The sequence below is a fragment of the Rhodococcus sp. IEGM1428 genome (genome assembly GCF_050321865.1).
GTDB lineage: Bacteria > Actinomycetota > Actinomycetes > Mycobacteriales > Mycobacteriaceae > Rhodococcoides.
The window spans coordinates 137,279-161,551 of the sequence record NZ_JBNQFW010000001.1 but is presented as its reverse complement, the minus strand read 5'-3'; the positions used below and the strand labels follow the sequence as shown (position 1 = coordinate 161,551).

The 24,273-nt window shown below is 65.0% G+C and carries 21 protein-coding genes; 11 read left to right on the top strand and 10 right to left on the bottom strand.

Annotation, left to right across the window (positions count from 1 at the left end; genetic code table 11):
- The first annotated feature begins 252 nt into the window (after positions 1-252).
- The 3 genes from ACQR3T_RS00800 (at position 253) to ACQR3T_RS00790 (ending at position 2,633) form a co-directional block, all read left to right on the top strand.
- Positions 253-771, top strand: a complete 519-nt coding sequence (locus ACQR3T_RS00800) for a hypothetical protein (protein WP_032377327.1) — start codon at positions 253-255, stop codon at positions 769-771.
- A 7-nt stretch (positions 772-778) separates the two neighbouring features.
- Complete coding sequence (locus ACQR3T_RS00795; protein ID WP_428692231.1) at positions 779-1,789, top strand: hypothetical protein; 1,011 nt, start codon at positions 779-781, stop codon at positions 1,787-1,789.
- A 388-nt stretch (positions 1,790-2,177) separates the two neighbouring features.
- Positions 2,178-2,633, top strand: a complete 456-nt coding sequence (locus ACQR3T_RS00790; RefSeq protein ID WP_428692230.1) for a hypothetical protein — start codon at positions 2,178-2,180, stop codon at positions 2,631-2,633.
- A 6-nt stretch (positions 2,634-2,639) separates the two neighbouring features.
- Here the strand turns inward: ACQR3T_RS00790 and ACQR3T_RS00785 are convergent, their stop codons facing one another.
- The 4 genes from ACQR3T_RS00785 to ACQR3T_RS00770 all read right to left on the bottom strand — a co-directional run bounded on the left by ACQR3T_RS00785 (position 2,640) and on the right by ACQR3T_RS00770 (position 7,239).
- Entirely contained in the window at positions 2,640-2,981 is a 342-nt protein-coding gene (locus tag ACQR3T_RS00785; RefSeq protein WP_032377330.1) for a DUF2200 domain-containing protein, read from the bottom strand.
- Between the two features lie 162 nt (positions 2,982-3,143).
- The gene (gene sucD / locus ACQR3T_RS00780; protein ID WP_032371251.1) at positions 3,144-4,055 is read right to left on the bottom strand and encodes a succinate--CoA ligase subunit alpha; all 912 of its coding nucleotides are present in this window, start codon (positions 4,053-4,055) and stop codon (positions 3,144-3,146) included.
- 8 nt (positions 4,056-4,063) lie between these two features.
- Positions 4,064-5,227, bottom strand: coding sequence for an ADP-forming succinate--CoA ligase subunit beta (gene sucC, locus ACQR3T_RS00775; protein ID WP_032377331.1), 1,164 nt, complete (start codon positions 5,225-5,227; stop codon positions 4,064-4,066).
- 146 nt (positions 5,228-5,373) lie between these two features.
- Entirely contained in the window at positions 5,374-7,239 is a 1,866-nt protein-coding gene (locus tag ACQR3T_RS00770) for a hypothetical protein (protein ID WP_428692229.1), read from the bottom strand.
- Between the two features lie 232 nt (positions 7,240-7,471).
- On the opposite strand from ACQR3T_RS00770, the gene ACQR3T_RS00765 reads away from it, so the two are divergent.
- On the top strand, positions 7,472-8,479 hold the full coding sequence (locus ACQR3T_RS00765) for a M23 family metallopeptidase (protein ID WP_032377333.1): 1,008 nt from the start codon (positions 7,472-7,474) through the stop codon (positions 8,477-8,479).
- Between the two features lie 85 nt (positions 8,480-8,564).
- On the opposite strand, the gene ACQR3T_RS00760 is transcribed toward ACQR3T_RS00765, so the two are convergent.
- Positions 8,565-11,054, bottom strand: coding sequence for a UvrD-helicase domain-containing protein (locus tag ACQR3T_RS00760; protein ID WP_037155096.1), 2,490 nt, complete (start codon positions 11,052-11,054; stop codon positions 8,565-8,567).
- Positions 11,055-11,385: 331 nt separating this feature from the next.
- Here ACQR3T_RS00760 and ACQR3T_RS00755 point away from each other — a divergent pair, with 331 nt between their 5' ends.
- Positions 11,386-11,676, top strand: coding sequence for a chorismate mutase (locus ACQR3T_RS00755; protein ID WP_032378292.1), 291 nt, complete (start codon positions 11,386-11,388; stop codon positions 11,674-11,676).
- A gap of 44 nt (positions 11,677-11,720) precedes the next feature.
- On the opposite strand, the gene ACQR3T_RS00750 is transcribed toward ACQR3T_RS00755, so the two are convergent.
- Positions 11,721-13,172 (bottom strand): NAD-dependent succinate-semialdehyde dehydrogenase, encoded by a 1,452-nt coding sequence (locus ACQR3T_RS00750; protein WP_428693024.1) that lies wholly within the window; start codon positions 13,170-13,172, stop codon positions 11,721-11,723.
- Between the two features lie 82 nt (positions 13,173-13,254).
- Between ACQR3T_RS00750 and pgi the strand changes: the two genes are divergently transcribed.
- Both pgi and ACQR3T_RS00740 read left to right on the top strand, forming a co-directional pair.
- The gene (pgi, locus tag ACQR3T_RS00745) at positions 13,255-14,904 is read left to right on the top strand and encodes a glucose-6-phosphate isomerase (RefSeq protein ID WP_428692228.1); all 1,650 of its coding nucleotides are present in this window, start codon (positions 13,255-13,257) and stop codon (positions 14,902-14,904) included.
- Between the two features lie 125 nt (positions 14,905-15,029).
- The gene (locus tag ACQR3T_RS00740; protein WP_428692227.1) at positions 15,030-16,040 is read left to right on the top strand and encodes a type IV toxin-antitoxin system AbiEi family antitoxin domain-containing protein; all 1,011 of its coding nucleotides are present in this window, start codon (positions 15,030-15,032) and stop codon (positions 16,038-16,040) included.
- Between the two features lie 9 nt (positions 16,041-16,049).
- Here ACQR3T_RS00740 and ACQR3T_RS00735 read toward each other — a convergent pair whose 3' ends face one another.
- Positions 16,050-17,666 carry an acyl-CoA dehydrogenase family protein gene (locus tag ACQR3T_RS00735; RefSeq protein ID WP_428692226.1) on the bottom strand — a complete coding sequence of 539 codons (1,617 nt, stop codon included), beginning with the start codon at positions 17,664-17,666 and terminating at the stop codon, positions 16,050-16,052.
- Complete coding sequence (locus ACQR3T_RS00730; RefSeq protein WP_428692225.1) at positions 17,653-18,255, bottom strand: TetR/AcrR family transcriptional regulator; 603 nt, start codon at positions 18,253-18,255, stop codon at positions 17,653-17,655. The genes ACQR3T_RS00735 and ACQR3T_RS00730 overlap by 14 nt, the downstream gene beginning before the upstream one ends.
- A 62-nt stretch (positions 18,256-18,317) precedes the next feature.
- Here ACQR3T_RS00730 and ACQR3T_RS00725 point away from each other — a divergent pair, with 62 nt between their 5' ends.
- Genes ACQR3T_RS00725 through ACQR3T_RS00715 form a run of 3 tightly spaced genes read left to right on the top strand, consistent with a single transcriptional unit; the run spans position 18,318 to position 20,591 of the window.
- Positions 18,318-19,082: a crotonase/enoyl-CoA hydratase family protein gene (locus ACQR3T_RS00725; RefSeq protein ID WP_037175462.1), complete on the top strand. Its 765-nt coding sequence runs from the start codon at positions 18,318-18,320 to the stop codon at positions 19,080-19,082.
- The gene (locus tag ACQR3T_RS00720) at positions 19,079-20,329 is read left to right on the top strand and encodes a hypothetical protein (protein WP_428692224.1); all 1,251 of its coding nucleotides are present in this window, start codon (positions 19,079-19,081) and stop codon (positions 20,327-20,329) included. The genes ACQR3T_RS00725 and ACQR3T_RS00720 overlap by 4 nt, the downstream gene beginning before the upstream one ends.
- 16 nt (positions 20,330-20,345) lie before the next feature.
- A complete protein-coding gene (locus tag ACQR3T_RS00715) occupies positions 20,346-20,591 on the top strand; it encodes a DUF2630 family protein (RefSeq protein ID WP_032378297.1) in 246 nt (81 codons plus the stop codon).
- 36 nt (positions 20,592-20,627) lie between these two features.
- On the opposite strand, the gene ACQR3T_RS00710 is transcribed toward ACQR3T_RS00715, so the two are convergent.
- Positions 20,628-21,386 carry an SDR family oxidoreductase gene (locus tag ACQR3T_RS00710; RefSeq protein WP_032377338.1) on the bottom strand — a complete coding sequence of 253 codons (759 nt, stop codon included), beginning with the start codon at positions 21,384-21,386 and terminating at the stop codon, positions 20,628-20,630.
- A 29-nt stretch (positions 21,387-21,415) separates the two neighbouring features.
- Here ACQR3T_RS00710 and ACQR3T_RS00705 point away from each other — a divergent pair, with 29 nt between their 5' ends.
- Positions 21,416-22,858, top strand: coding sequence for a dihydrolipoyl dehydrogenase family protein (locus ACQR3T_RS00705; RefSeq protein WP_428692223.1), 1,443 nt, complete (start codon positions 21,416-21,418; stop codon positions 22,856-22,858).
- Here the strand turns inward: ACQR3T_RS00705 and ACQR3T_RS00700 are convergent.
- Entirely contained in the window at positions 22,852-24,258 is a 1,407-nt protein-coding gene (locus ACQR3T_RS00700) for an APC family permease (RefSeq protein ID WP_428692222.1), read from the bottom strand. The two genes, ACQR3T_RS00705 and ACQR3T_RS00700, sit on opposite strands and share 7 nt — an antisense overlap.
- Positions 24,259-24,273 lie beyond the last annotated feature (15 nt).

Below are 24,273 nucleotides of genomic sequence, written 5' to 3'. Positions count from 1 at the left end.
CGTGATTCTGAGAAGAGATGGCCGGTTTCTCAGCATGTCGGTCACCGCGAGACGGATATCGGAGGCCTTCGAGCCCACGGGTCGGTGTTGCTGTACTCAAACAAGACCGTCGTTCGACCCGTTATCCAGGGTCGAAAAGTACTTCGTGACAGATACTGCCAATCTGTAACGTGTCACAACTTGCGGCGATTAATGTTGTGCTCACCACAAACCGGCGGGTCCGAACACTCGCCCTCCCCTAGGACGCCCCTCATGCGCAAGTCACTCTTCGCCACTGTCGCCGTAGCCGGCGCATTCGCCGCTGCCGTCATCTCGCCCGCCGTGTCCAACGCCGTACCCACCAACGTGACCTTCACGGTCGCGGGCGGTGCGCTCACCATCACAGCCCCGACATCCCAGGCGCTGACCGTGACCGGCAATACAGCGAGCGGAGGCATCACCCCCGTCGTCGTGTCCGACCAGCGACTTGGAATCAACGGCTGGACTGCGTCGGCGATCAGCACCGCATTCGACAAGCCCGCGCCGGACCCCGCGTCCATCCCAGCGACCGCAGTAACCTACTCGGCGCCGCTCCTACCTGCGCGCACGGGCGTCTCGACGGTGGCCGGAGTATTGGTTCCTCAGACCATCGACTCCACCAAGCCTGTCGTGGTCGCGACAGCGGTCATCGGAGCGAACACCGCCACCTGGACCGGCACCGTCTCCGTCGCACTGCCCAGTGACGTCGTGGCAGGTACGTACACGGGCGTTGTCACGCATTCGGTGGCCTGATCTGTACATGTCACTTCATCGGGGATTGGCGGCCGGAGTCCTGACCGTGCTGATGTTCGCTTCGGCGTTCGTCGCGCAGGCTCCGGCCGCCGCTCAACAACCAACCGAATCGGCACCGGTGGGCAGCGTGGGTATTCGCCTGCTCGAAGCGCCCGTATCGCTACAGGACGATCCGCGGGCACTGGCCTACATCATCGACAACCTGCCGCCCGGCACCACCATCACCAGGCGCATCGAGGTCAGCAACAGCACCGATCAACAGCAGCCGGTCACTCTGTACCCCGCTGCTGCATCGATCGGAGCGGACGACTCCGGCTTCGAGGTAGGTGACGACCGCGCCGTCAACGAGCTCACGACGTGGATGTCGGTGACGCCGACAGACCTCACGCTGGCTCCGAACTCGGCGGCCGAAGCGGTGGTGACCATCGCAGTTCCACCCGACGCCCCCGAGGGCGAGCAGTATGCCGTCGTATGGGCTCAAACTGCCGGCGCCCCAACCGGAACCGGAATTCAGAACGTCAGCCGCGTCGGTATTCGCACTTATCTCTCGGTCGGAGCCGGGAACGGACCGGCCGCCGATCTGGAAATCGGCGATGTCGCGGCGTCACGGAACGAATCGGGTGCGCCGGAGATCGTTGCCACCATCTCCAACACCGGTGGGCGCGCCCTCGACCCGAGCGGAACCGTGGAGTTGTCGGGCGGTCCCGGCGGGATTTCGACTGCACCGGTCAAGGGTTCGGGCGGATCTATCGCGCCAGGGCAATCGGGAAGTGTTACCTTCACGCTCGACCCTGCGCTCCCGGCGGGCCCGTGGCAGGCAGCACTCACCATCACGAGCGGATTGGTGAGCAAGACATCGGCCGTCGAAGTGACGTTCCCTGATCAGGGCTCGGTCACGGCGGCGGGAACATCGTCGGATTCCGGTGTTCCTGTGTGGATCTGGGGACTCGCCGCGCTGGTCGTCTTCGCGATCGCAGCTGCGGTCGTTGTGCTGATGCGGCGGCGAAAGGTCGGTTGAGATGCGACGTCTCGCGGTAGCTGTCGGGGTGGCGGTGGTTCTTGCAGCCACCGCCAACCCGGCGGTGTCTGCGCAACAATTGGCAGATCCCCCTGCAGCCGAACAGAATTGCGTCGTCGCACCTACGACAACCACAAGTCCCGTCCCGACCACCTCCACGGCGGTTCCGACACCGGCGTGTACGACCACCTCGACCCCGCCGGTGCAGATCGCTACCACTGACGCTCCGGCACCACCCGCAACAACCACGACCACGACCACAACGGATGCTGTGTCCAGCGCGCCGACCGAAACATCGAGCGCCGTACCGACTTTCGAGGTTCCGACGTCAGTGTCAGCCGTGACGCCGACAACCACGGCAACATCGCCCCCGCCCGCGGCGACGCCGATGACCACTGCCCCCCGCCCGGCCGCGAGGGCCGCAGCACCGGCCGCAGCCGCAGCGGACAATCTGCTGAACATTTCGGTGCCATCGACGATGACCGGATCATCGACCGTCATACCGGGAACGACGTGGACGGGAACCATGAGCCTGACGGTGTTGGGCGTCGGATTGGCCGGCTGGAAGTCCGATGTCAGTCTGTCGAACTTTGTCGGATCCAACACCGGTCGCATTCTGGCTCCGACGTCGGCGACCTACCGTGCGCCCCAGTCGAACTGCACGGCCGGTGTAACCGGCAACTCCAGTGCAGTCAATGTCGGATTGACCGCTCAGCCCACCCTCGCCAAAACGGGCGGGGCGCTCTGTCTGACGAGCTGGATTTCGACAGTGTCGGTGGACGTCCCATCATCTGGCGTCATCGCCGACACCTACACCGCAACCCTCACTCATTCGATTTACTGATCACGGTCAGCTGCGCAGAATCTTCTCCATCGCCTTGCCCTTGGCGAGTTCGTCGATCAGCTTGTCCAGCAACCGGATTTTCTTCATCAACGGGTCCTCGACATTCTCGACGCGAATGCCGCAGACGACTCCGGTGATCAGTGTCGCGTTCGGATTCAGGTTCGCCGCCGCGAAGAAGTCCTCGAATGTAGTCTCGGCGTCGAGATGGTGCTGGAGAGTCTGTTGATCGAATCCGGTGAGCCACCGAATGATCTCGTCGACCTCCGCTGCGGTGCGACCCTTTCGCTCCACCTTCTTGATGTAGAGCCGATGGACCGTCACGAAGGCGGTGGTGAAGATGTTGTGCACGCCCCACAATCTAGACCCCTTCGTGTCGACGTGACATGGCGTAGCCGGGCTCACTCCTTGTGCGCGTTTTGCGTAGGCAGAGGTACGCAAAACGCGCACAAGGGATGGGGCACGAAAAAGCCCGCCACCGGATTCGGTAGCGGGCTTCTTACGATGTGAAACTTACTTCACAGAAAGCGATTCCAGGATTTCGCGCGCGAGTGCAGCGGTCTCGGACGGCGTCTTGCCGACCTTGACGCCTGCAGCCTCGAGTGCGTCCTTCTTCGCCTGCGCCGTTCCCAGCGAGCCGGAGACGATGGCGCCGGCGTGGCCCATGGTCTTGCCCTCGGGAGCGGTGAAGCCTGCGACGTAGCCGACGACCGGCTTGGTCACGTTGGCCTTGATGTAATCGGCTGCACGCTCTTCGGCGTCGCCGCCGATCTCACCGATCATGACGATGATCTTGGTCTCGGGGTCCGCCTCGAACGCCTCGATGGCGTCGATGTGGGTGGTTCCGATGACCGGGTCGCCGCCGATGCCGATGGCCGTCGAGAATCCGAAGTCGCGGAGCTCGAACATCATCTGGTAGGTCAGCGTGCCACTCTTGGAGACCAGGCCGATGGGGCCGGTTCCCGAGATGTTGGCGGGCGTGATGCCGACGAGAGCCTCACCGGGAGTGATGATTCCGGGGCAGTTCGGGCCGATGATGCGGGTCTTCTTGCCCTTCTCCACGTTGTAGGCCCACGCGTACGCGGAGTCCTGCACGGGGATGCCCTCGGTGATGACGACGAGCAGCGGGATCTCCGCGTCGATGGCCTCGACGATGGCGTCCTTGGAGAATGCCGGCGGCACGAACGCGATGGACACGTCGGCTCCGGTCTTCTCCATGGCCTCGGAAACCGAAGCGAACACCGGCAATTCGATGTCGTTGCCCTGAGCGTCGACGTGCTTGACCGTGGTTCCGGCCTTGCGTGCGTTGACGCCGCCGACGACCTGGGTGCCGGCCTTGAGCATCAGGGCGGTGTGCTTGGTGCCTTCGCCGCCGGTGATGCCCTGGACGATGACCTTGTTGTCCTTGTTCAGAAAGATAGACATTGTTTCCTCTACTTCGCTGCCAGCTCGGCGGCCTTGTCGGCGCCCTCGTCCATGGTTCCGGCGAGCGTCACCAGCGGGTGCGCGGCGTCGGCGAGAATCTTGCGGCCCTCTTCGACCTTGTTGCCGTCGAGACGGACGACCAGCGGCTTGTTGGCGTCGTCGCCCAGCTTCTTCAGCGCGCCGACGATGCCGTTGGCGACTGCGTCACAAGCGGTGATGCCACCGAAGACGTTGACGAACACGCTCTTGACCTGCTCGTCACCGAGGATGACGTCGAGGCCTGCGGCCATGACCTCGGCCGACGCTCCGCCGCCGATGTCGAGGAAGTTGGCAGGCTTGACGCCGCCGTGTGCCTCGCCTGCGTAGGCGACGACGTCGAGGGTCGACATGACAAGTCCTGCACCGTTTCCGATGATTCCGACCTGTCCGTCGAGCTTGACGTAGTTGAGGTCGTTCTCCTTGGCCTTGGCCTCGAGGGGATCGGCTGCGTCCTTGTCCTCGAACTCGGCGTGGCCGGCCTGGCGGAAGTCTGCGTTGGCGTCGAGCGTCACCTTGCCGTCGAGGGCCAGGATCTGATCGTCGGGGGTGCGAACCAGCGGGTTGACCTCGACCAGGAGAGCGTCTTCGTTGATGAAGACCTCCCACAGCTTCTGGATGGTCACCGCAGCGGCGTCGAGCACCTCGGCGGGCAGCTTGCCCTTCTCGGCGATCTCACGAGCGAAAGCGAGGTCGACGCCCTTGACTGCGTCGACCGGGATACGTGCGAGTGCGTCGGGGTTCTCCTCCGCCGTCACCTCGATCTCCACTCCACCCTCGACCGAACACATCGCGAGGTAGGTGCGGTTCGTGCGATCGAGCAGGAAGGAGATGTAGTACTCCTCGGCGATGTCGGAGGCTTCTGCAACGAGAAGCTTCTTGACGACATGGCCCTTGATGTCGAGTCCGAGAATCGCTTCTGCGTTCTCGGTGGCTGCTGCGACGTCCTTGGAGTACTTGACTCCGCCGGCCTTGCCGCGGCCGCCGACCTTGACCTGCGCCTTGACCATTACTGGCTTGCCGATTTCTTCGGCAATCTGTGTTGCTCCGGCGACCGTGTCGGTGACACGACCGGCGGAGGTGGGTACGCCATGCTTGGCGAACAATTCCTTCGCCTGGTATTCGAAGAGATCCATCAGCTCACCGTCTCGTCTACGTTGACGCCCGCTCCAGGGGTGTGAGCGGGTCTGAGCATGGACTTTATCCAGGTGCCCCGACGGCGCATCGGGCGCATGCATGCTATGTGGCCTATCTCACCGCCGAGGGCGCGATGAAATGGCCGTCACCGATCGGCGCGGCGGGCCGAAAGTGCCGCAGCGACACCGAGAACGACGATTCCCACCACCAACGGCAGAACGGCGGGCCCCATCACCGGATCCGTTGCACGCGCAGATGTCAGCGGCCACGACGCGAGATGAACGATGCCGGCGACCGCCGCTGCTGCGAGCAGAACTGAGCCGCGCGCGGCCCGAGCACGTGCGGCGACGAGGGCTGCGACGACGATGCCGACGGCGAGCACCATCTGCCCCCAGGTATCCCAACCCCACGGAAATTCGGTGACGGTTGCCGCGGTGACGTCGCTGCCCCGATACAGCGGCAGCGCTAGGCCGATCGCGAGAAGTGCGGCACCGAACAAACCGACGCCCAGCACGACGCCGTCCGTCGACACGTCCGCGGATGTGTCGACATCGTCGCGTTCGGCCGATCCGGCGAACAGTGCCAGGAGTCCGGTGACTGCCGCTGCGACGACGCCCGCGATGATCGCGAGAGCGCCGATGCCGGTGTCGACTCCGTCCACGTCCTCGGCGAGCACGACCGATTGCAACACCGAAGCCGCCGCCGACACCGCGCCGAGCCAGAACAAGGCCACGAACGGGCGTGCAGCAGAGGCGAACTCGGAGAACAGCAGCGGCACCGAACCCAGAATCATCACGAAGCCGGCAACCAACACGACCCGGGTGGCCAGGATCTGCGGCACGGCGATGCCCGAGTCGGTCTCGAGAATCGGCAGTAGCGAACCGACGACGAACAGCGCGCCGGCGAGGACGCCTGCACCGCCTGCTGCGGCATGCCATCTGGTCGCTCCTGGACCGGCGACGCCGCGGGCACTTCGCGCACCCGCCTCGCGTTCCTGCGCTCTCTGCAGCGCGCGCCGGTCTCGGGCAGCGGCGACGGGTGCGAGCGCTGCGCCGCAGACCAGCAATCCGATTCCGGCCGCCGTCCCCAGGTACGCCCCGGGCCCGGCACTCACCCGAGCCCCGGTGCTCAGTCCGGCGAGCAGACCGACGCCCGCGAACCCCAGCACGCCGAGTCCGGCTCCGACGGACGCGCCCGAGGCCACCAGCGGCGACAGCGAGGCCAGCGCCGACGCCACCACCACGAGTGCCGCGACGCCGACGACCCCGGATCCCACGGCGACGAACACCGGCGATTCCACGACGGCGGTGACGATCACCACCGGATCTTCCGAGCGGTACAGCGACGAGAACGCCGCGACGGCCGCGAGTACACCGAACGCGCCGAGCAACGCCCCCAGCAACGAACCGACCCGACCCGCCGACGCGCGCCCCACATGCTCGGAATAGACCGAGTGGCCGTACCCGTCACCGAGCCCGGCGCGATGCACCGCGGACCACCCCGCAACGCCCGCCAGCACCGACGCTGCGTGACCGACGAGCAGAATCCGGGCACCGGCGGTGGCATCGAGCATGGCGGCACTCAGGGGACGAAAGAGCTCGAGCCGATTCGCATCGATCGGGTCCGACAGCAGAGCGATGTCCAGTAGTGCGATGCCGAGTGCCACCGCGCCGTACCCGGCCAGAAGTGCCGCGGCGAACTCGATACGCCTCGTGGCCGCACCCACCGCCGCTGCGACGGCAACCAGGACAGGAAGAGCGACGGCGACAACCGCGGCCGACGCGGCGCCGCTTCCCACCGGCGAACCGTCGACGCTTCGGACGACGCCGACGAGTGGGGCCGCCACCGCGGCAGCTGCTGCGATCAGAGCGAAGACGAGTGCAACCGCGACGCGCGACGTGGGTGACGGATCGTCCGCTCTGTCGCCCGGCCCGTCGAGCGGCTCGATTCGTTGCGGTTCCGCACGCTCGGAACCGCGGGCGGACGAGTCGTCGAAGGTGGGAGTCGGCATTCGGATCACGGTATCGGCTCGACGGGCGTGGACACCGTTACTGTTGCTCCATGCACTCCGGGTGTCCGATTACAGATGTGGCTCTTCACGACATAAACACTGGTCGGGCTGTGAGCCATCTCACATATCCTCCCAGTTTGGGCTGTTAACTTGCGCGCCCCGCAATCATTTCGTTACCGTCTGCCGAGTCTTTCAGTAACGGCCAGGTCACGGATAACGGAGGTTGTAGGTCTTGCAGCAACACCGTGCGTCCTTCACCTCCAGCCGGTTCTCTCGACCCGCCGCTGAAGAAGCGACCACGGTCTACAGCTACGAGCCTGCCGACGACAACGGCGCGTACGACGCTTACTCCTACCCCGCGTACCAGTACGCCGAGGCAGAGTACGTCGACACCGCCTACGTAGCACCCGACGAAGCACCGACCGTCGTCACGACGTTCGCGACCACCGCAGACGCCACCCCCGTGGCCCGTCGCGGCGGAGCACACCGAATCCCGCTTCCCCCCACCGCTCTCAAAGGCCGCGCTGCTGTACTCGCCGTGGCTGCCGGTGCTGTCGTCGCTGCAGGCCAGGCCGTCATCAACGACGACTCACCCACCGCGGTCGCCACCTCCGAGTACGCGCTCGCCGCCGGTGAAGCACCCGCCGCCGCAGTCGCGGCCACCACTGCCCCGCAGACGGCCGAACTCGACGCAGATTCGTCGAGCGCGACGCCGTCGCAGGCACCGCAGATTCTCAGCGTCGCGGCACCGGCCGATCTGAGCCAGTTCAACGACTTGCTCGCCAAGGGTCAGCGCTTCAGCGAAGAGCGTGCTGCACGTGAAGCCGCCGCCCGCCGGCCCCTGTTCGCTCTGCCCGCGCAGGGCACCTACACCTCCAACTTCGGTACTCGATGGGGCGTTCTCCACGCCGGTGTCGACGTTGCCAACGCCATCGGAACTCCGATCTACGCGGTCGCCGACGGCAAGGTCATCGACTCCGGTCCGGCTGCAGGCTTCGGCATGTGGGTTCGACTGCAGCACGCCGACGGCACGATCACCGTGTACGGCCACATCGACAGCACGCTCGTCACCGTCGGCCAGGATGTCATGGCCGGCGATCAGATCGCACGTATGGGCAACCGCGGCTTCTCCACCGGACCGCACCTGCACTTCGAGGTCCATCTCCCGGGCGAAGTCAAGATCGACCCGCTCCCCTGGCTCGCCTCCCGAGGAATCTCCCTCGGACCCGAAATGGACTGAGCCTCTTCCACTACTGCACAACAAGCCGGACCCCGCTTTCGCAGGGCCCGGCTTTCGCGTTGTCGGGGGCTTTACAGCTTGGTCTCTACAGCTTGGTCATCGGGACGCCGCCGATGAGCATCATCTTGACGCGGCCGGCCGAGCCGAAGTCGATCAGGACCATTGCTTTGACCCCGGCACCGGTCGATTCCAGCACCGTACCCAGGCCGTACTTGTCGTGACTGACTCGATCACCGACGGCGAGAACGAGATTGGAGTTGCGCCCCTTGGCGGCACCGAAGCTGGGCGACGAGCTCTGGCCGCGTGACGAGGAGCCGCCGTAACCGCCCGAGCCATAGCTGTTCGAGCCGTAACCACCGCCCGAGCCGTAACTGTTCGAGCCGTAGCTCCCGGATCTGCCACCGCCGATCGCGCGGCCGCCGCCGGTGCCGGGATCCTCACGTCGCCAATCGATCAGGTGTTGCGGGACTTCCTGCAGGAAACGTGATTCCGGATTCGCAATGGGCTGGCCCCACGCCGACCGCATGATCGCGCGCGTGAGATAGAGCCGCTGCCGTGCGCGCGTGATACCCACGTATGCCAGGCGTCGCTCCTCGGACAGTTCGTTGGGGTCACCCAGGGCTCGCATGTGCGGGAATTGGCCGTCCTCCCAGCCGGTCACGAAGACGACCGGAAACTCCAGGCCCTTCGCGGTGTGCAGCGTCATCAAGGTGACGACTCCGGTGCCCGAGTCGGGAATCTGATCGGTGTCGGCCACCAGGGAGACCCGTTCGAGGAACGCCGCGAGCGAACCCGGTTCGGCCAGCCCGTCGACGCCACCGTCGTCCTCGCTTCGGTCGTCGCCTGTCTCGAGCGCTTCCTCCGCCACCGCGGCTTGGTTTCGCGCCTCGGACGTGAACTCCCTTGCCACGCTGACAAGTTCGTTGAGGTTGTCCAGGCGTGCGCCGTCCTGCGGATCACTGCTGGCTTCGAGTTCGGCGCGGTAGCCCGTGCGGTCGAGAACGGCTTCGACGACATCACCGATATCGGCGATGTCGTTTCCGTCGCCGTCGGTCGCGGTGAGTACCGCGCGCAGTTCGTCGAGCAATTCCATGAACTGTGCGATCAGCTTCTGCTGCCGCGAGTTCAGCAACGCCACCTTGCCCGCGGCCGCGTCGTGCAGGGCGCGCGAGAAGCTGATGTCACGTTGCTCCGCGTGGACGGCGACACACGCCTCGGCACGATCGCCGATACCTCGGCGCGGGGTGTTGAGGATGCGTCGCATGCTGACGGTGTCGTCCTCGTTGGACAGCACCCGCAGATACGCGACCAGGTCCCGGACTTCCTTGCGCTCGTAGAACCGGACGCCGCCGACGACCTTGTACGGAAGACCGAGTCGAATGAAGATCTCTTCGAGCGCACGCGAGGAGTTGTTGGTGCGATAGAACACCGCTACCTCGTCGAAGCGCACATCTCCGCCGTCGACGAGTCGGTCGATCTCCGAGGCCACGAACGACGCCTCGTCGTGCTCGTTGTCTGCGACGTAGCCGACGATCAGCTCGCCCTCACCGGTGTCGGTCCACAACTTCTTCTCGCGGCGACCGATGTTGCGAGAGATCACCGCATTGGCGGCCGAGAGAATGTTCTGCGTCGACCGGTAGTTCTGCTCGAGTAAGATAGTGCGAGCGTCGGGGTAGTCGCGCTCGAATTCCTCGATGTTGCGGATGGTCGCGCCGCGGAAGGCGTAGATGGACTGATCGGCATCGCCCACCACACACAGCTCTCCCGGAGCGACGGTGCCCTCGAGCGCTCCGTCGGCATCGGGAGTGCCCACCAGCTCTCGCACCAGCATGTACTGAGCGTGGTTGGTGTCCTGATACTCGTCGACCAGCACGTGCCGGAATCTGCGGCGGTAGTACTGGGCCACCTGCGGGAAGGCCTGCAGAATTCCCACTGTCTCGCCGATGAGGTCGTCGAAGTCCATGGCATTGGCCGCGCGCAGACGCTGCTGATAGATGCGATAGACCTTCGCGACGAGCCGCGGCAGCTCGGCAGGGTCGCCGTCGGCGTCCTCGGTGGCCTTGTCCGGGCCGATCAGCTCGTTCTTGAGGTTGGAGATCGCCGTCGAGAGCAGCCGCGCCGAGAACTTCTTGGTGTCGATCTGCAGATCCTTGGAGATCATCGTCAGCAATCGGCGCGAGTCGTCGGCGTCGTAGATCGAGAAGTTCGAGTTCAGCCCGGGTAGCAGCGCTGCCTGTGCCCGCAGAATTCGCACACAACTCGAGTGGAACGTCGATACCCACATCGCATTCGCTCGCGGTCCCACCAGACCGGCGACACGCTCGCGCATCTCCGCAGCGGCCTTGTTGGTGAACGTGATGGCCAGAATCTGACCTGGGGACACCCCGCGCTCGGCGAGCAGATACGCGATACGACGCGTCAGCACCGCTGTCTTGCCCGAACCGGCTCCAGCCACGATGAGCAGCGGCGATCCGGTGTGCACAACGGCCTCACGCTGCTGGGGATTGAGCCCTTCCAACAACGCGTCGGACGCAGCATTCTTACGGGACGCGAGGCCTTGGAGGAATGTGTTCATCGTCAGGTCAGGTTACCGGCGCGTACCGACAAACCCACATCGCGTGGTCCCGGCCCCGACGGATGACTTTTCAGGACGGTCGGCCCGTGGCACACTGGATCGGTGATCGAAAAAACGGTACGTCATCGCCTGCGTCGGGTCGGCCGCTCCTCTGCCACACGTACGGGAGCCTGTCGATAGACGCAACGCCCCTGGTTCCAGGCGGGGGCTCGAAGGTCCGGGCAGGAAATTCGAGCCGGGAACCGAGCCGCCGAGCGATGCAGCTCCGAATACGAAAGGCGTAACGGTGACGGACGACGCAGCGATCCAAGATGTGACCCGAGGAGAGACGATGGCCATGACGACGAAGATCGACTCAGAGATTGCAGTGCCTTCCAGTGAGGCCGAGATCAACGATTTGCGCCAGGAAATCGACCGCCTCGATGCCGAGATCCTGACGGCCATCAAGCGTCGCTCCGAGGTCTCGCAGATCATCGGCCGCACCCGCATGGCCTCCGGTGGTCCGCGCCTGGTGCACAGCCGTGAGATGAAGGTCCTCGAGCGTTTCAGCAGCCTCGGTCAGGAAGGCCACACGTTGGCCATGCTCCTGCTCCGCCTCGGTCGCGGTCGCCTCGGACACTGATAGACCCCTCGGTTGGGCGCGCGGATGCACGCCCAACCGACGTTCTACTTCAACGCGATGTACTTGGTCTCGAGGTATTCCTCGATGCCCTCGGATCCGCCCTCACGGCCGAATCCCGATTCCTTGACTCCACCGAACGGCGCAGCCGCGTCCGAGATCACTCCGCGGTTGACGCCCACCATTCCGCTCTCGATGGCGTCGGCCACCCGTAGCGCGCGGTCCAGGTTCTCCGTGTAGATGTACGACGCCAGGCCGTACTCGGTGGCGTTGGCTGCGTCGATACCTTCCTGCTCGGTGTCGAAGCCGACGATGGGAGCGACAGGCCCGAACACTTCCTCTTTCAGGATCCTGGCCTTCGCTGGAACGTCGGTGAGCACGGTCGCCGGGTAGAAGTACCCATCTCCGCCCGGTGCGGTACCGCCGAGCGCGACTGTTGCTCCCTTCTCCACTGCATCGTCGACGAGCTCTTGAACGGTGTCGAGCTGATCTGCGTTGATCAGCGGCCCGAGCTTGGTGTCGGGGTCGACGCCGGGTCCGAGCTTCATCTCGGACATCTTCGCCACCAACTTGGTGGTGAACTCCTCGCGAACGCTGTTGTGCACGTGCAGCCGGTTCGCCGCGGTGCAGGCCTCTCCGCCGTTGCGCATCTTCGCCAGCATCGCGCCGTCCACCGCGTCGTCTATGTTCGCGTCGTCGAACACCACGAACGGGGCATTGCCACCGAGTTCCATCGACGTCCGCAGCAACCTCGTCGCAGATTTCTCGACGAGCGATTTACCGACTCCCGTCGAGCCGGTGAACGTGAGCTTCCGCAAGCGTGGGTCTTCGATCAGTGGTCCGGTGACGTCGCCGGACTTCGACGTCGTCAGTACCGAGAGCACACCTTCGGGCAGGCCGACCTCGTCGAAGATCTGCGCGAGCAGCAGCATCGTCAGCGGAGTCTCGCGGGCGGGCTTGACGACGATGGTGCAGCCGGCGGCCAGAGCAGGCCCGATCTTCCTGGTACCCATCGCCAGCGGGAAGTTCCACGGGGTGATCGCCAACACCGGGCCCACGGGAGCCTTGGTGACGAGAATCCGACCGTTGCCCGCCGGAGCCGGGGTGTAGCGCCCGCCGATGCGCACGGCTTCCTCGGCGAACCAGCGGAAGAACTCGGCACCGTATTTCACTTCGGCCTTGGACTCGGCGAGAGCCTTGCCCATTTCCAGAGTCATCAGCAGCGCGATGTCGTCGGCGCGTTCGGTGACCTTCTCGAAGGCCGCTCGCAGAATCTCGCTGCGCTCGCGCGCAGGCGTTGCCGCCCAGCTCTTCTGCGCTGCAGCGGCGGCGTCGAGCGCCTTCATCGCGTCGGCGGGCGATGCGTCCGCCACCTCGGTCAGGGGCTTGCCGGTCGCCGGATCGTTCACCGCGAACGTCTTGCCTCCCTCTGCGTCGACGGCCTTGCCGCCGATCCACAGTTTTGCCGGAATCGATTCGATCAATGCACGTTGGTCCATACCGTCCATGATGCCTCCGCAGCGGCTGACGCAAACGGAAACGACGCGCGCGCGACTCGGCACGGGATTACTGTTGGTTCGTATGAGCGTCGATATCACCGGCACGGATGCCTGGCAGAAGCTGACCGATCACCACTCCACGATCGCCGATACTCATCTTCGGACCCTGTTCGCCGAGGACTCCGACCGAGCGCACACATTCACCCTCGATGCCGCCGATCTTCACATCGACTACAGCAAGCACAGGATCACTCGCGAGACCGTCGAGTTGCTCGTCGAGCTCGCCCGCACCGCCGATGTCGAAGGCAAGCGCGACGCGATGTTCTCGGGCGAGCACATCAACACCTCCGAGGACCGCGCCGTTCTGCACACCGCGTTGCGTCTACCGGCCGACGCGTCGTTGACCGTCGACGGCCAGGACGTCGTCGCCGACGTACACGAAGTCCTCACTGCTATGGGCGAATTCACCGATCGTGTGCGTTCGGGCGAATGGGTCGGTGCCACCGGCGACAAGATCTCCACCGTCGTCAACATCGGCATCGGCGGATCCGACCTCGGACCGGTCATGGTCTACAACGCGCTCCGGCACTACGCCGACGCGGGGATTTCCGCGAAGTTCGTCTCCAACGTCGACCCAGCCGATCTGGTCGGTGCACTCGACGGACTCGACCCGGCATCGACGCTGTTCATCATCGCGTCCAAGACGTTCTCCACCCTCGAAACATTGACCAACGCGACCGCGGCCCGTCGCTGGCTCGTCGACGCACTCGGTGAAGACGCCGTCGCCAAGCACTTCGTCGCCGTGTCCACCAACGCCGAGCGCGTCGCGGACTTCGGCATCGACACCGCCAACATGTTCGGCTTCTGGGACTGGGTCGGCGGACGCTACTCCGTCGAGTCGGCAATCGGCTTGTCGGTCATGGCCGTTGTCGGCAAGGAGGCGTTCGCCGAATTCCTGGACGGCTTTCATCGCATCGACGAGCACTTCCGCACCACCCCGCTCGCCGAGAATGCGCCGGTTCTGCTCGGCCTCATCGGCCTGTGGTACAGCTCGTTCTTCGGCGCGGAAACCCGTGCAGTGCTGCCGTATTCGAATGACCTCTCCCGCTTCGCGGCGTACCTGCAGCAGTTGACGATGGAATCCAACGGCAAGTCCGTCAAGGCCGACGGCTCCCCCGTCACCACACCCACCGGCGAGATCTTCTGGGGCGAGCCGGGCACCAACGGCCAGCATGCCTTCTACCAATTGCTGCACCAGGGAACACGTTTGGTGCCTGCGGACTTCATCGGATTTGCCGAGCCCACCGACGATCTACCCACCCGCGACGGCACCGGCTCGATGCACGATCTGCTGATGAGCAACTTCTTCGCCCAGACCAAGGTGCTCGCCTTCGGCAAGACGGCCGAGGAGATCGCCGCCGAGGACACACCCGCAGATGTGGTGCCGCACAAGGTGATGCCCGGCAATCGTCCGTCCACCTCGATTCTCGCGTCGAAGCTCACGCCCTCGGTGGTCGGCCAATTGATAGCCCTGTACGAACATCAGGTCTTCGTCGAAGGCGTCGTCTGGGGCGTCGACTCCTACGATCAGTGGGGCGTCGAACTGGGCAAGACTCAGGCCCTCGAACTGACACCGGTGCTCACCGATTCCGAAGCTCCTGCCGCACAGTCGGATTCATCGACCGATTCCCTGGTGCGCTGGTACCGAGCGCAGCGGGGTCGTTCGGCCTGAGGTCGGTCGGTGGATCTACGGCCCTGGTAGGAATCTGCGCACCCTGTAGCCGGTGCAGATTCCTGTGAGGGCCGTAAATTGCCGCTGGGCGGATCCAAACGGACCAGCCGTGCGTCCAATCGAGCATGGACTTCGACCAACGTGGGCTCTTCACCCGTGCCGATGCGCTCGCGTCGGGCTTCACCGATGACGACCTTCGCCGGGCACGCGCACACAGGTCCATCGTTGCAATCCGTAGAGGCTGGTTCGTTCGAGGGGACGTTTTCGCGACACTGAACTCTGCGCAGCAGCATGCCCTCCTGGCTCAGGCGACCTATACCGATTCCGGCGACGACGTCGTGCTCAGCCATGTGTCCGCAGCGGTGGTTCTCGGACTCGACGTGTGGAACTTGCCGCTCCACACGGTGACGATGACCACGACTCGCGGCCACTCGGGCAAGCGCAGTCGACGCCGGTTCCTCCACGGCACCGAATTACTCGACGACGAGTGGCTCCATATCGACGATATGCGCGTCACACGCCCAGCGCGCACAGTCGTCGACATTGCCAGGACTCATCCACTCGACGTCGCAGTGTGCCTCGGTGATCGGGCATTGCGCCACGGCCTCACCACGATCGAGGAACTCGAGAAGTATTGCGAAGCAGCGCAACACCGAAGTGGTGCCGGACGCGCCAGACGTGCTGTCAGCACGATGAGTGCGCGCAGCGACAGTGTCGGCGAGAGTCGATCGCGACTGATCCTACAGACGGTGTCGCCTCCGCTGACCAATCAGACGATCTTCGACGAAGACGGTCGACGCATCGCCCGTACCGACTTCCTGTTTCCCGACCTGGCCGAGGTGATCGCCGAGTTCGACGGGGAAGAGAAGTATGGTCCGCAGCCACGGAAAGCCATCATCGCAGAGAAGAATCGCCACAACCGACTCGCTGAGCAGGGCAGGACCTTATTCAGATTCGACTGGCGGGACTTGTCGACTCCGCACGTCATCATCGACCGGCTTCATGCTGCCCATCGGCGCGCAGTGGTCCTCGGCCCGCCGAGCGGACGGTACGCCGAGCTACCCCTCCCATCGGCTACGGCGCTCGTAGGAATTTGCGCACCCTACAGGCGGCGCGAATTCCCACGAGGGGCGTAAATCCGACGTTCACACCCGCGCCAACACCGCTGAGGTATCGACACCCGTCGGCAGGGTGCCGAAGGCGATGCCCCAGTCGCGGTCGAGTCGAGTGGCGCAGAACGCATCGGCCACAGCAGGATTCCCGTGCATCACAAGCTGCGCACCCTGGAAGGTCAGAGCCATCAGTTCGACGACTCGTCTGGCCCGGTACTCCATGTCGGAGGTGTCGGAGAGCTCTTTGCCGACACGCGCGATGGCGTCGTCGAGGCGAGAATCCACGCCCGACGCCTGGCCGATCTCACCGAAGAAGGCCTCGACGCTGTCCGGCTGCCGCGCCAACGCACGGAGGGAATCGAGTGCGGCGACGTTGCCCGACCCTTCCCAGATCGACATCAACGGCGATTCGCGGAACAACCGGGGCATACCCGATTCCTCGACGTAGCCGTTGCCGCCGAGACATTCGAGGGCTTCGGCGGCATGTGCCGGTGCCCGCTTGCACACCCAGTACTTGGTGATGGCCAACGCGATTCGGCGTAGTGCGCTCTCCTGCTCGTCGCCGCGAGCCGATCCGTCGGTGGCCTGCGCCAGACGAATCATGGCGGCGGTCGCGGCCTCGGATTCGATGGTCAGGTCTGCCAGCACGTTTCGCATCAGCGGTTGATCGATCAGCTGCGCGCCGAACGCTGCTCGGTGCCGGGCATGATGAACCGCGCGGACGGTGGCGTTGCGAATTCCCGCCGCAGATCCGATGACGCAGTCCAGCCTGGTCATGTTCACCATCTCGATGATGGTGCGCACTCCGCGGCCCTCTTCACCCACGAGCCAACCGGTCGCCCCGTGGTATTCGAGCTCGCCGGATGCATTCGACTTGTTGCCGAGCTTGTCCTTCAAGCGCTGCAGCATCATTCGGTTACGAGTGCCGTCGGGCAGGACGCGCGGCAGCATGAAACACGACAGTCCGCCCGGTGCCTGTGCCAACGTGAGGAACATGTCCGACATCGGCGCAGAGGTGAACCACTTGTGGCCGACAATCGAATACGTACCGTCCGACGACGGAGTAGCGGTGGTGGTGTTGGCGCGGACGTCGGATCCGCCCTGCTTCTCGGTCATCGACATACCGGCGATCAGTCCACGCTTCTCGGACGGAACACGCAGCCCGAAGTCGTATTCCCGCGTGGCCAACAGTGGCTCGTATTGTGCTGCCAGAGAGGGGTTGTGCCGCAGAGCCGGAACGACGGCATAGGTCATCGAGATGGGACACATATGACCCGCCTCGGTCTGTCCCCAGACGTAGAACTTCGCAGCGCGGGCAACGTGCGCACCCACACGATCGTCGGTCCAGGGGCTGGCATGGAGTCCGTGCTCGACGGCGACGGTCATCAAATCGTGCCAGTGCGGATGGAATTCGACCTCGTCGATGCGATGACCGTAGCGATCGTGCGTCTTCAGCACCGGTGGGTTCTCGTTGGCGAGCCGCCCCCATTCCTGCGCGTCAGCTCCGCCTGCGAGGGCTCCCAGCTGCCGAACCTCGTCGAGCGCCCAGCCGCCGCCGGCCCGCGCCAGGCCGTCGAGCAACGACGCGTCCGCGGATGTGTCGTACGGACTCAGGTCGACCGACTGATTGAATACCTCATGCGTGTCCATCTCGAACTCCTAACGCGCGCAACGACAATGCCACCAGACCCGGGACCGGATCCTTGGATTCGTGTGAAGACAACGGACCGACCAGCACTTCGCCGACGGCACCGATCAGACCTGCTGCCGAAATCGCCGCGTCCTGCTCGGGAATCTCTCCGGCTGCGATGCCTGCCGCGATCGCGTCGGCGAATGCCTCGGTGAATTTCCGCCGGAAGACCAACCGCTCGGCGTCGACGGCAGGGTCCACCGGTTCGGCGAGCAGCGCGTACGCCATCGTTCGGTTCTTCAGGGCTCGTCCGGCGAAGGTCTCCACCACTGCCGTCACCCGCTCGGCGGTGCTTCCGTGCCCGGCAACGGCGACCACAGCGGCAACCTCGCGGCCGCAGACCTCGCGGAAGATGGCGACCACCAGGTCCGCCTTGCCCTCGAAGTGGGTGTAGACGCTGCCCGCGGACACTCCCGCGGCCGCGGCGACCGAGGCGATCGACAGCCCTGCGTAGCCGTGCGTCGAGAGCACCTCGATGGCGGCAGCGAACAGCTTCTCGCGGCCGGCGTCGAGCCTGGCTTGCACCGCGGGGGTTCGGCGATAGGGCATGCCAAGGATTGAAGCACTGATTCATTGCTTCACGCAAGAGAACTCGAGTAGGGTTCACAGACATGCCGGTACGGATCGAACGATCAGGCCCCGTCACCACAATCGTTCTGTCGCGCCCGGAGGTGCGGAACGCCGTCGACGGCCCCACGGCCCAAGAGCTGACGCAGGCATTCGAAGAGTTCGACGCCGACGAGGCCGCATCGGTGGCGGTGCTGTGGGGCGAGGGTGGCACGTTCTGCTCGGGAGCCGACCTCGAGGCGCTCGGAACATCCCGCTCGAACCACGCGACCGAACACGGTGACGGCCCGATGGGTCCGACGCGAATGCGGTTGTCCAAGCCGGTCATCGCTGCGGTCTCCGGGTACGCCGTCGCGGGCGGACTCGAGCTGGCACTGTGGTGCGACCTACGCATCGCCGAGGACGACGCCACCTTCGGCGTGTTCTGCCGCCGGTGGGGTGTTCCGTTGATCGACGGCGGCACAGTGCGATTGCCGCGCATCATCGGTACCGGTCGAGCGATGGACATGATCCTCACCGGTCGCGCCGTCGATGCCCAGGAAGCTCTGAACATCGGACTGATCACCCGAGTCGTTCCGGTCGGGCGTGCCCGCTCCGAAGCGGAGGCCTTGGCCGCCGAACTCGCTCTGCTACCCCAGACGTGCATGCGTGAGGATCGATTGTCCGTTCTGGAGCAGGACGGCCTCGACGAGGAGTCCGCGCTGAAGAACGAGTTTCGACACGGTGCCATCTCGATCACCGCCGACGCGCTCTCCGGCGCGAGCAAGTTCGTCTCGGGCGCGGGACGCCACGGTACCCCGAGTCCGTGATCTCGACGCGCCTGTCGGTGATCGACGAGATTTTCCTCCGCACCCATCGTGGATATGGCATTCCGATTGCACTGCAGGGCATCTGGCGTACAACCGAGACGGTGACGAGGCAAGAACTCGGCCGGGTACATCGAGAATTGGCCGTCGGGCAACTCGGCCGCAGAGTCGGCAAGCCCCGGGTACCCGGTGCCCGACTCCGCTGGGACATCTTACCTGAGTCGCTGCCGCTCGAGTACGGCACCGATGCCGTCGACGACGTCATCGGATGGGCCGATACCCAGGCCGACGTTCCACTCGACCCACAGTACGGTCCCGGTTGGCGATTGACGGCCGCTCCCCTCACACACGGCGGCACCGTGGTGTCGTTGGTCTGCTCACACGCGTTGGCCGATGCGCGAGGTCTCATAGATGCTGCCGCACAGGCATTCTCCGGTGACACAAGGCCCGTGCCCGTCCCGCATCCGGGTTCGGATGCCCGAGACGCGATCGCGATGATCCTGACCGTCCTCGTTCGATCCATCGCAGCGACGGCGAGGTTGTGGGTCAGCAAGAAGGCCCGAGCCGAACTGCGTGCGTTCACCACCGCCGACACCGGCGGCGTCACACCGCGCCGGGCACGGCAGATGCACGCGGTGATCGTCGATATCGATGCCGCAGAATGGGATTCGACGGCAGAACGTGTCGGCGGTTCGGCCAATTCCTTGTTCGTCTCCGTTGTGGCCGCCACGATGAGCGAACTCGGCTCACCCGCCGTCACCGTCGACATCCCCTTCCGCAGCGGATCCGGTGATGCCAACTCGATCGGGATGGCCACCGTCGCCGTCCGTGGAAGCGACTCGCCCGCGGACATCCGAATCGCCTGCAAGGCCGCATTCGGAGCTCCCGTCGGAGCGCCGGCCGGCTATCCACCGGAGATCGTTCAGCTGCTGCCCCACCGCATCGCCGCAAAATTGACATCGACACCGGGACGCGGAGAAGTGTTGTGCTCCAACATCGGCGACATCCCGACTGCCGTCACCACCCTCGGACCCCACCGATCAGGTGGGCTGGCCACCCGTGCGATCCACCCGAATCCGTCGGGCGCGGTGTCCACCATCAGAATGTCGACCTACATCTCTCGAATGAACGGCAACTACACACTCTCGCTCGTGTGCACCGACGACGCCCTGGTCGGTTCGTCGGCCGAGCTCACCTCAGCGGTACAACGAGCTCTCGCCACGCGAAACCTGGCCGGTAAACCCTGGTAGGTCTACCGTGGTCGCCATGAACGAGCACGATATCCACACTAAGATCCAGCAGCTCATCGCCACCGAGCACAAGCTCCGCAGCGAGACCCAGGCCGGCGACATCGACCCGACTACCGAGAAGGCCGAATTGGCCTCCCTCGAGCACGCCCTCGATCAGTGCTGGGACCTGCTGCGCCAGCGCCGCGCACGCATCGACGCCGGCAAGGACCCCGATACCGCAACCGCCAACAGCGTCAACCAGGTCGAGGGTTACTTGCAATAGATCTGGTCGTTCCTGCAGGCTCCACTCCTGCAGTAGTCACACCATTCGATCCGTCAGCACGTTCGGCAGAAACCGCAGCGCCGCGTCGATGCCTCGCCACTTGAGGCCGGGCAGCGCGGCGCGGCGGGTTTCGCTCTCGATCGCGTCGACCATGGCGGTCACACCCTGGTCCAGAGTGGCTGTGAGAGCGGCACTGTCGCCCGCCTTGGCGGACATGTCGGTGGCGATGAAGCCCGGCAGCAACGTGGTGACGGCGATGTCGGTTCGCGCCAGTTCGGTCGCCAGCGATTCGCCCAGCGAGGCCACGGCAGCCTTGCTCGCCGAGTAGGCCGCTTTGGCTCCCGGCAGTCCCCGGTCTGCGCTGATGGACGAGACGAACACCAGGTGCCCGCGCTTCTGCTCTCGGAAGATCGAGAGTGCGGCCTCGGCCTGCGACAGGGCACCGACGAAGTTGGTGCGCGCGGTCTCCAGGTTGGCCTCGGCCCGCCCGGTGCCGATTTTCGCGCCCTTGCCGAGCCCGGCATTGACGATGACGCGATCGAGTCCGCCCAGTTCGTCTCGCAACGTACCGAACACCTCGCCCACTGCGTCGTGATCGGTGACGTCGAGGGCACGGACCGAGACGGTGATGTTCGGGTTCTGGTGCATCAACTCGACGCGAAGTTCGTCGAGTCGCTCCACTCGCCTGGCACACAGCGCCAGATCGCGGCCCATGGCGGCGAACCGTCGGGCCATTTCCTCACCGAGCCCCGAGCTCGCTCCGGTGATCAGAATCTTGTTCCGAGTGGTCGCCATAAACGGCGAGCCTATGTCACTGTGGAGTGATGGCCCCAGAGAGCTCGGAATTCGATGTCATCGTTATCGGCGGTGGCCCGGTCGGCGAGAACGCCGCACAGTACGCAATACAGGGCAGCGATCGCACCGCAGTGATCGTCGAGCACGAACTGCTAGGCGGTGAATGCTCCTATTGGGCCTGCATGCCCAGCAAGGCCTTGCTGCGTCCGAGCGAAGTTCTCGACACCGCGCGAAACATGCCGGGAGTCAAAGAGTTGGTCGGAGATCAGCCCCTCGATGCCGACGCTGTTCTGGCCCGACGCGAGTCCTACACCCACAGTCTGGACGACTCCTCGCAGGTGACGTGGGCCGAGTCGGCGGGCATCTCGGTGATCCGTGGCCATGGGCGACTCACCGGGACCAAGACCGTCGAGGTCGACGGCCGCACACTCACTGCCCGTCACGCCGTTGTCCTCGCCACCGGAACCACAGCCTCGGTACCGAACACCCCCGGTCTGCGCGACGCCCGGCCGTGGATCTCCCGCGATGCCACCAACATTCACGAGACGCCCGGGCACATCGCGGTGATCGGCGGTGGCGTCGTCGCGACGGAGGCGGCCACCTGGTTGCTCTCTCTCGGAGCGAAAGTGACGATGATCGTGCGCGGATCGTCGCTGCTGGCCGGTTCCGAACCGTTCGCCGGCGAACTGGTCGCCGAGGCTCTGAAGAAGCGCGGCGCAACGATCATGCTCGACGCCTCCCTCGAGTCGGTGTCACGAGAGAACCCTGCCGACACCGGCATCGGTCGAATCCACGGCGGACCGGTCACCCTCGTCGTCGACGGTAGCGAGATGGTCGCCGACGAAGTTCTCGTCGCTGCAGGACGTACTCCGGCGAGCTCTGACCTCGGCCTGTCGAGCCTCGGACTCGACGAGGGCCACTACATCGACGTCGACGATCACCTGTCGGTTCCGGGTCACGACTGGCTGTACGCAGTGGGTGACGTCAACGGCCGTGCGCCGCTGACGCACATGGGGAAGTACCAGGGCCGGGTGGCCGGTGACGTCATTGCCGCCAGGGCCGAAGGAAAGCCGCTGGACCAGAAGCGATTCCGCGCCACGGCGGACCACGGACAGATCCCTCAGGTGGTGTTCACGCCGGTCGAGGTGGCGTCGGTCGGACTGACCGAGGCCAAGGCCCGACAAGAAGGCCTCGACGTCGAGATCGTGGCGCAGGACATCGCCGTCGCGGGATCGTCTCTGCAGCAGGACGATTACTCGGGCCGAGCGCAGCTGGTGATCGACCGCGGCACCGACACGATAGTGGGCGCGACGTTCGTCGGGCCGGGCGTCGCCGAGCTCGTTCATGCCGCCACTGTCGCGGTGGTCGGTAAGGTCTCGCTCGACGATCTGTGGCACGCGGTGCCGTCGTATCCGACGGTCAGCGAGATCTGGCTCAGGCTCCTCGAGGCTCGTCGAACAACCGATCACTGACGCATGTAGGCCGCGGCGATGCCCTCGTAGGTCTTGGGGTCGGCACGCCTGATGCGCAGTGCCACAAGGACCCCGAGGATCGCGGCGAGGATCAACACCACAGGGATCGCGTTGACGACCGCAGAATCGGAACCGGTCAGGATGCTGTAATGCGTTCCGGCGAGCACCAATCCGGTCATGAACCCGGCGAAGCCGATGCCGGGGGCAATGCCGGTACGCCACAGGGAGCGATCCGGATGGCCGATGAAGAACACCACCACCGACAGCGCCGCAGCGGCTTGGAGGGCGATCACTCCGAGGGTGCCGAGGCCGATGGCACCGGCGGCGTAGATCAGGTACGGGTCGGCACCGGTCACCGCGAACGCGGTCAGCGACACGGCAGCAACGACCGAGGCGGTGACGCTGCCGATGTGCGGGCTCGAGTGGCGCGGGTGAATTCGGCCCAGTCGCACGGGAAGTACGCGCTCTCGCCCGAGGGCGAACAGATATCGACTGGCCGCGTTGTGCACAGCGAGATACGACGCGAGCACACTGGTGCACAGCAGCACCGCGGTACCGTCGTACAGCACGGTTCCTCCGTACTGCTGCGCCAACGTGAACAGAAGATTGCCCAGTTCGGTCTGGGCCAGCACCGGTGCGTCGACTCCGCCCGCGGCCCCGACGATGATCCAACTGGTCAGCACGTAGAAGACGGCGATGAGCGTGACCGCGATGAACGTCGCGCGCGGGATGCTGCGCCTGGGATCCTTGGTTTCTTCGCCGTACAGTGCCGCAGACTCGAATCCGATGAAACTCGAGAAGGCGAACATCATCGCTATCCCCAGCGATCCGGAGAACACCTGCGTCGGGGTGAACGACTCCAGTGGCACCGCCGCGGTTCCCTTGTCGCTCACCACCAGGACGTTGAACACCGTCAGAAAAGCGAACTCGAGCACCATCAGCGTTCCCAACACCTTGGCCGAGAGGTCGGCATTTCGGAAGCCGAGGAAAGCGACAATCACGACAGCGGCTGCCGTGAAGACGTACCACGGAATGTCGATACCGGAATCGGCGAATACCAGATGCGTGAAATATCCGAATGCCCCCGAAAGCCCGCACGCCAGCGAGGTATACGCGACAACTGCGACATATGCGGCAGCAACACCGGGCGGCTTCCCCAGCGCCAGACCGATGTAGGTGTAGAACGCACCGGTGCTGTACACCTGCTGACTGATCGCCGCGAATCCTACCGAGAAGCACAGCAGCACAACGGCACTGATCGCGTAGGCAGCCGGCAGTCCGGCACCGTTTCCGCGTATCAGAGCCAACGGTACGTTGCCGATCATGGCCGCCATCGGTGCCGCGGCGGCGACAACGAGAAACACAACTCGACCGGTGGTGAGAGTACGTCGATCGGACATCGTCCGGACGCTACT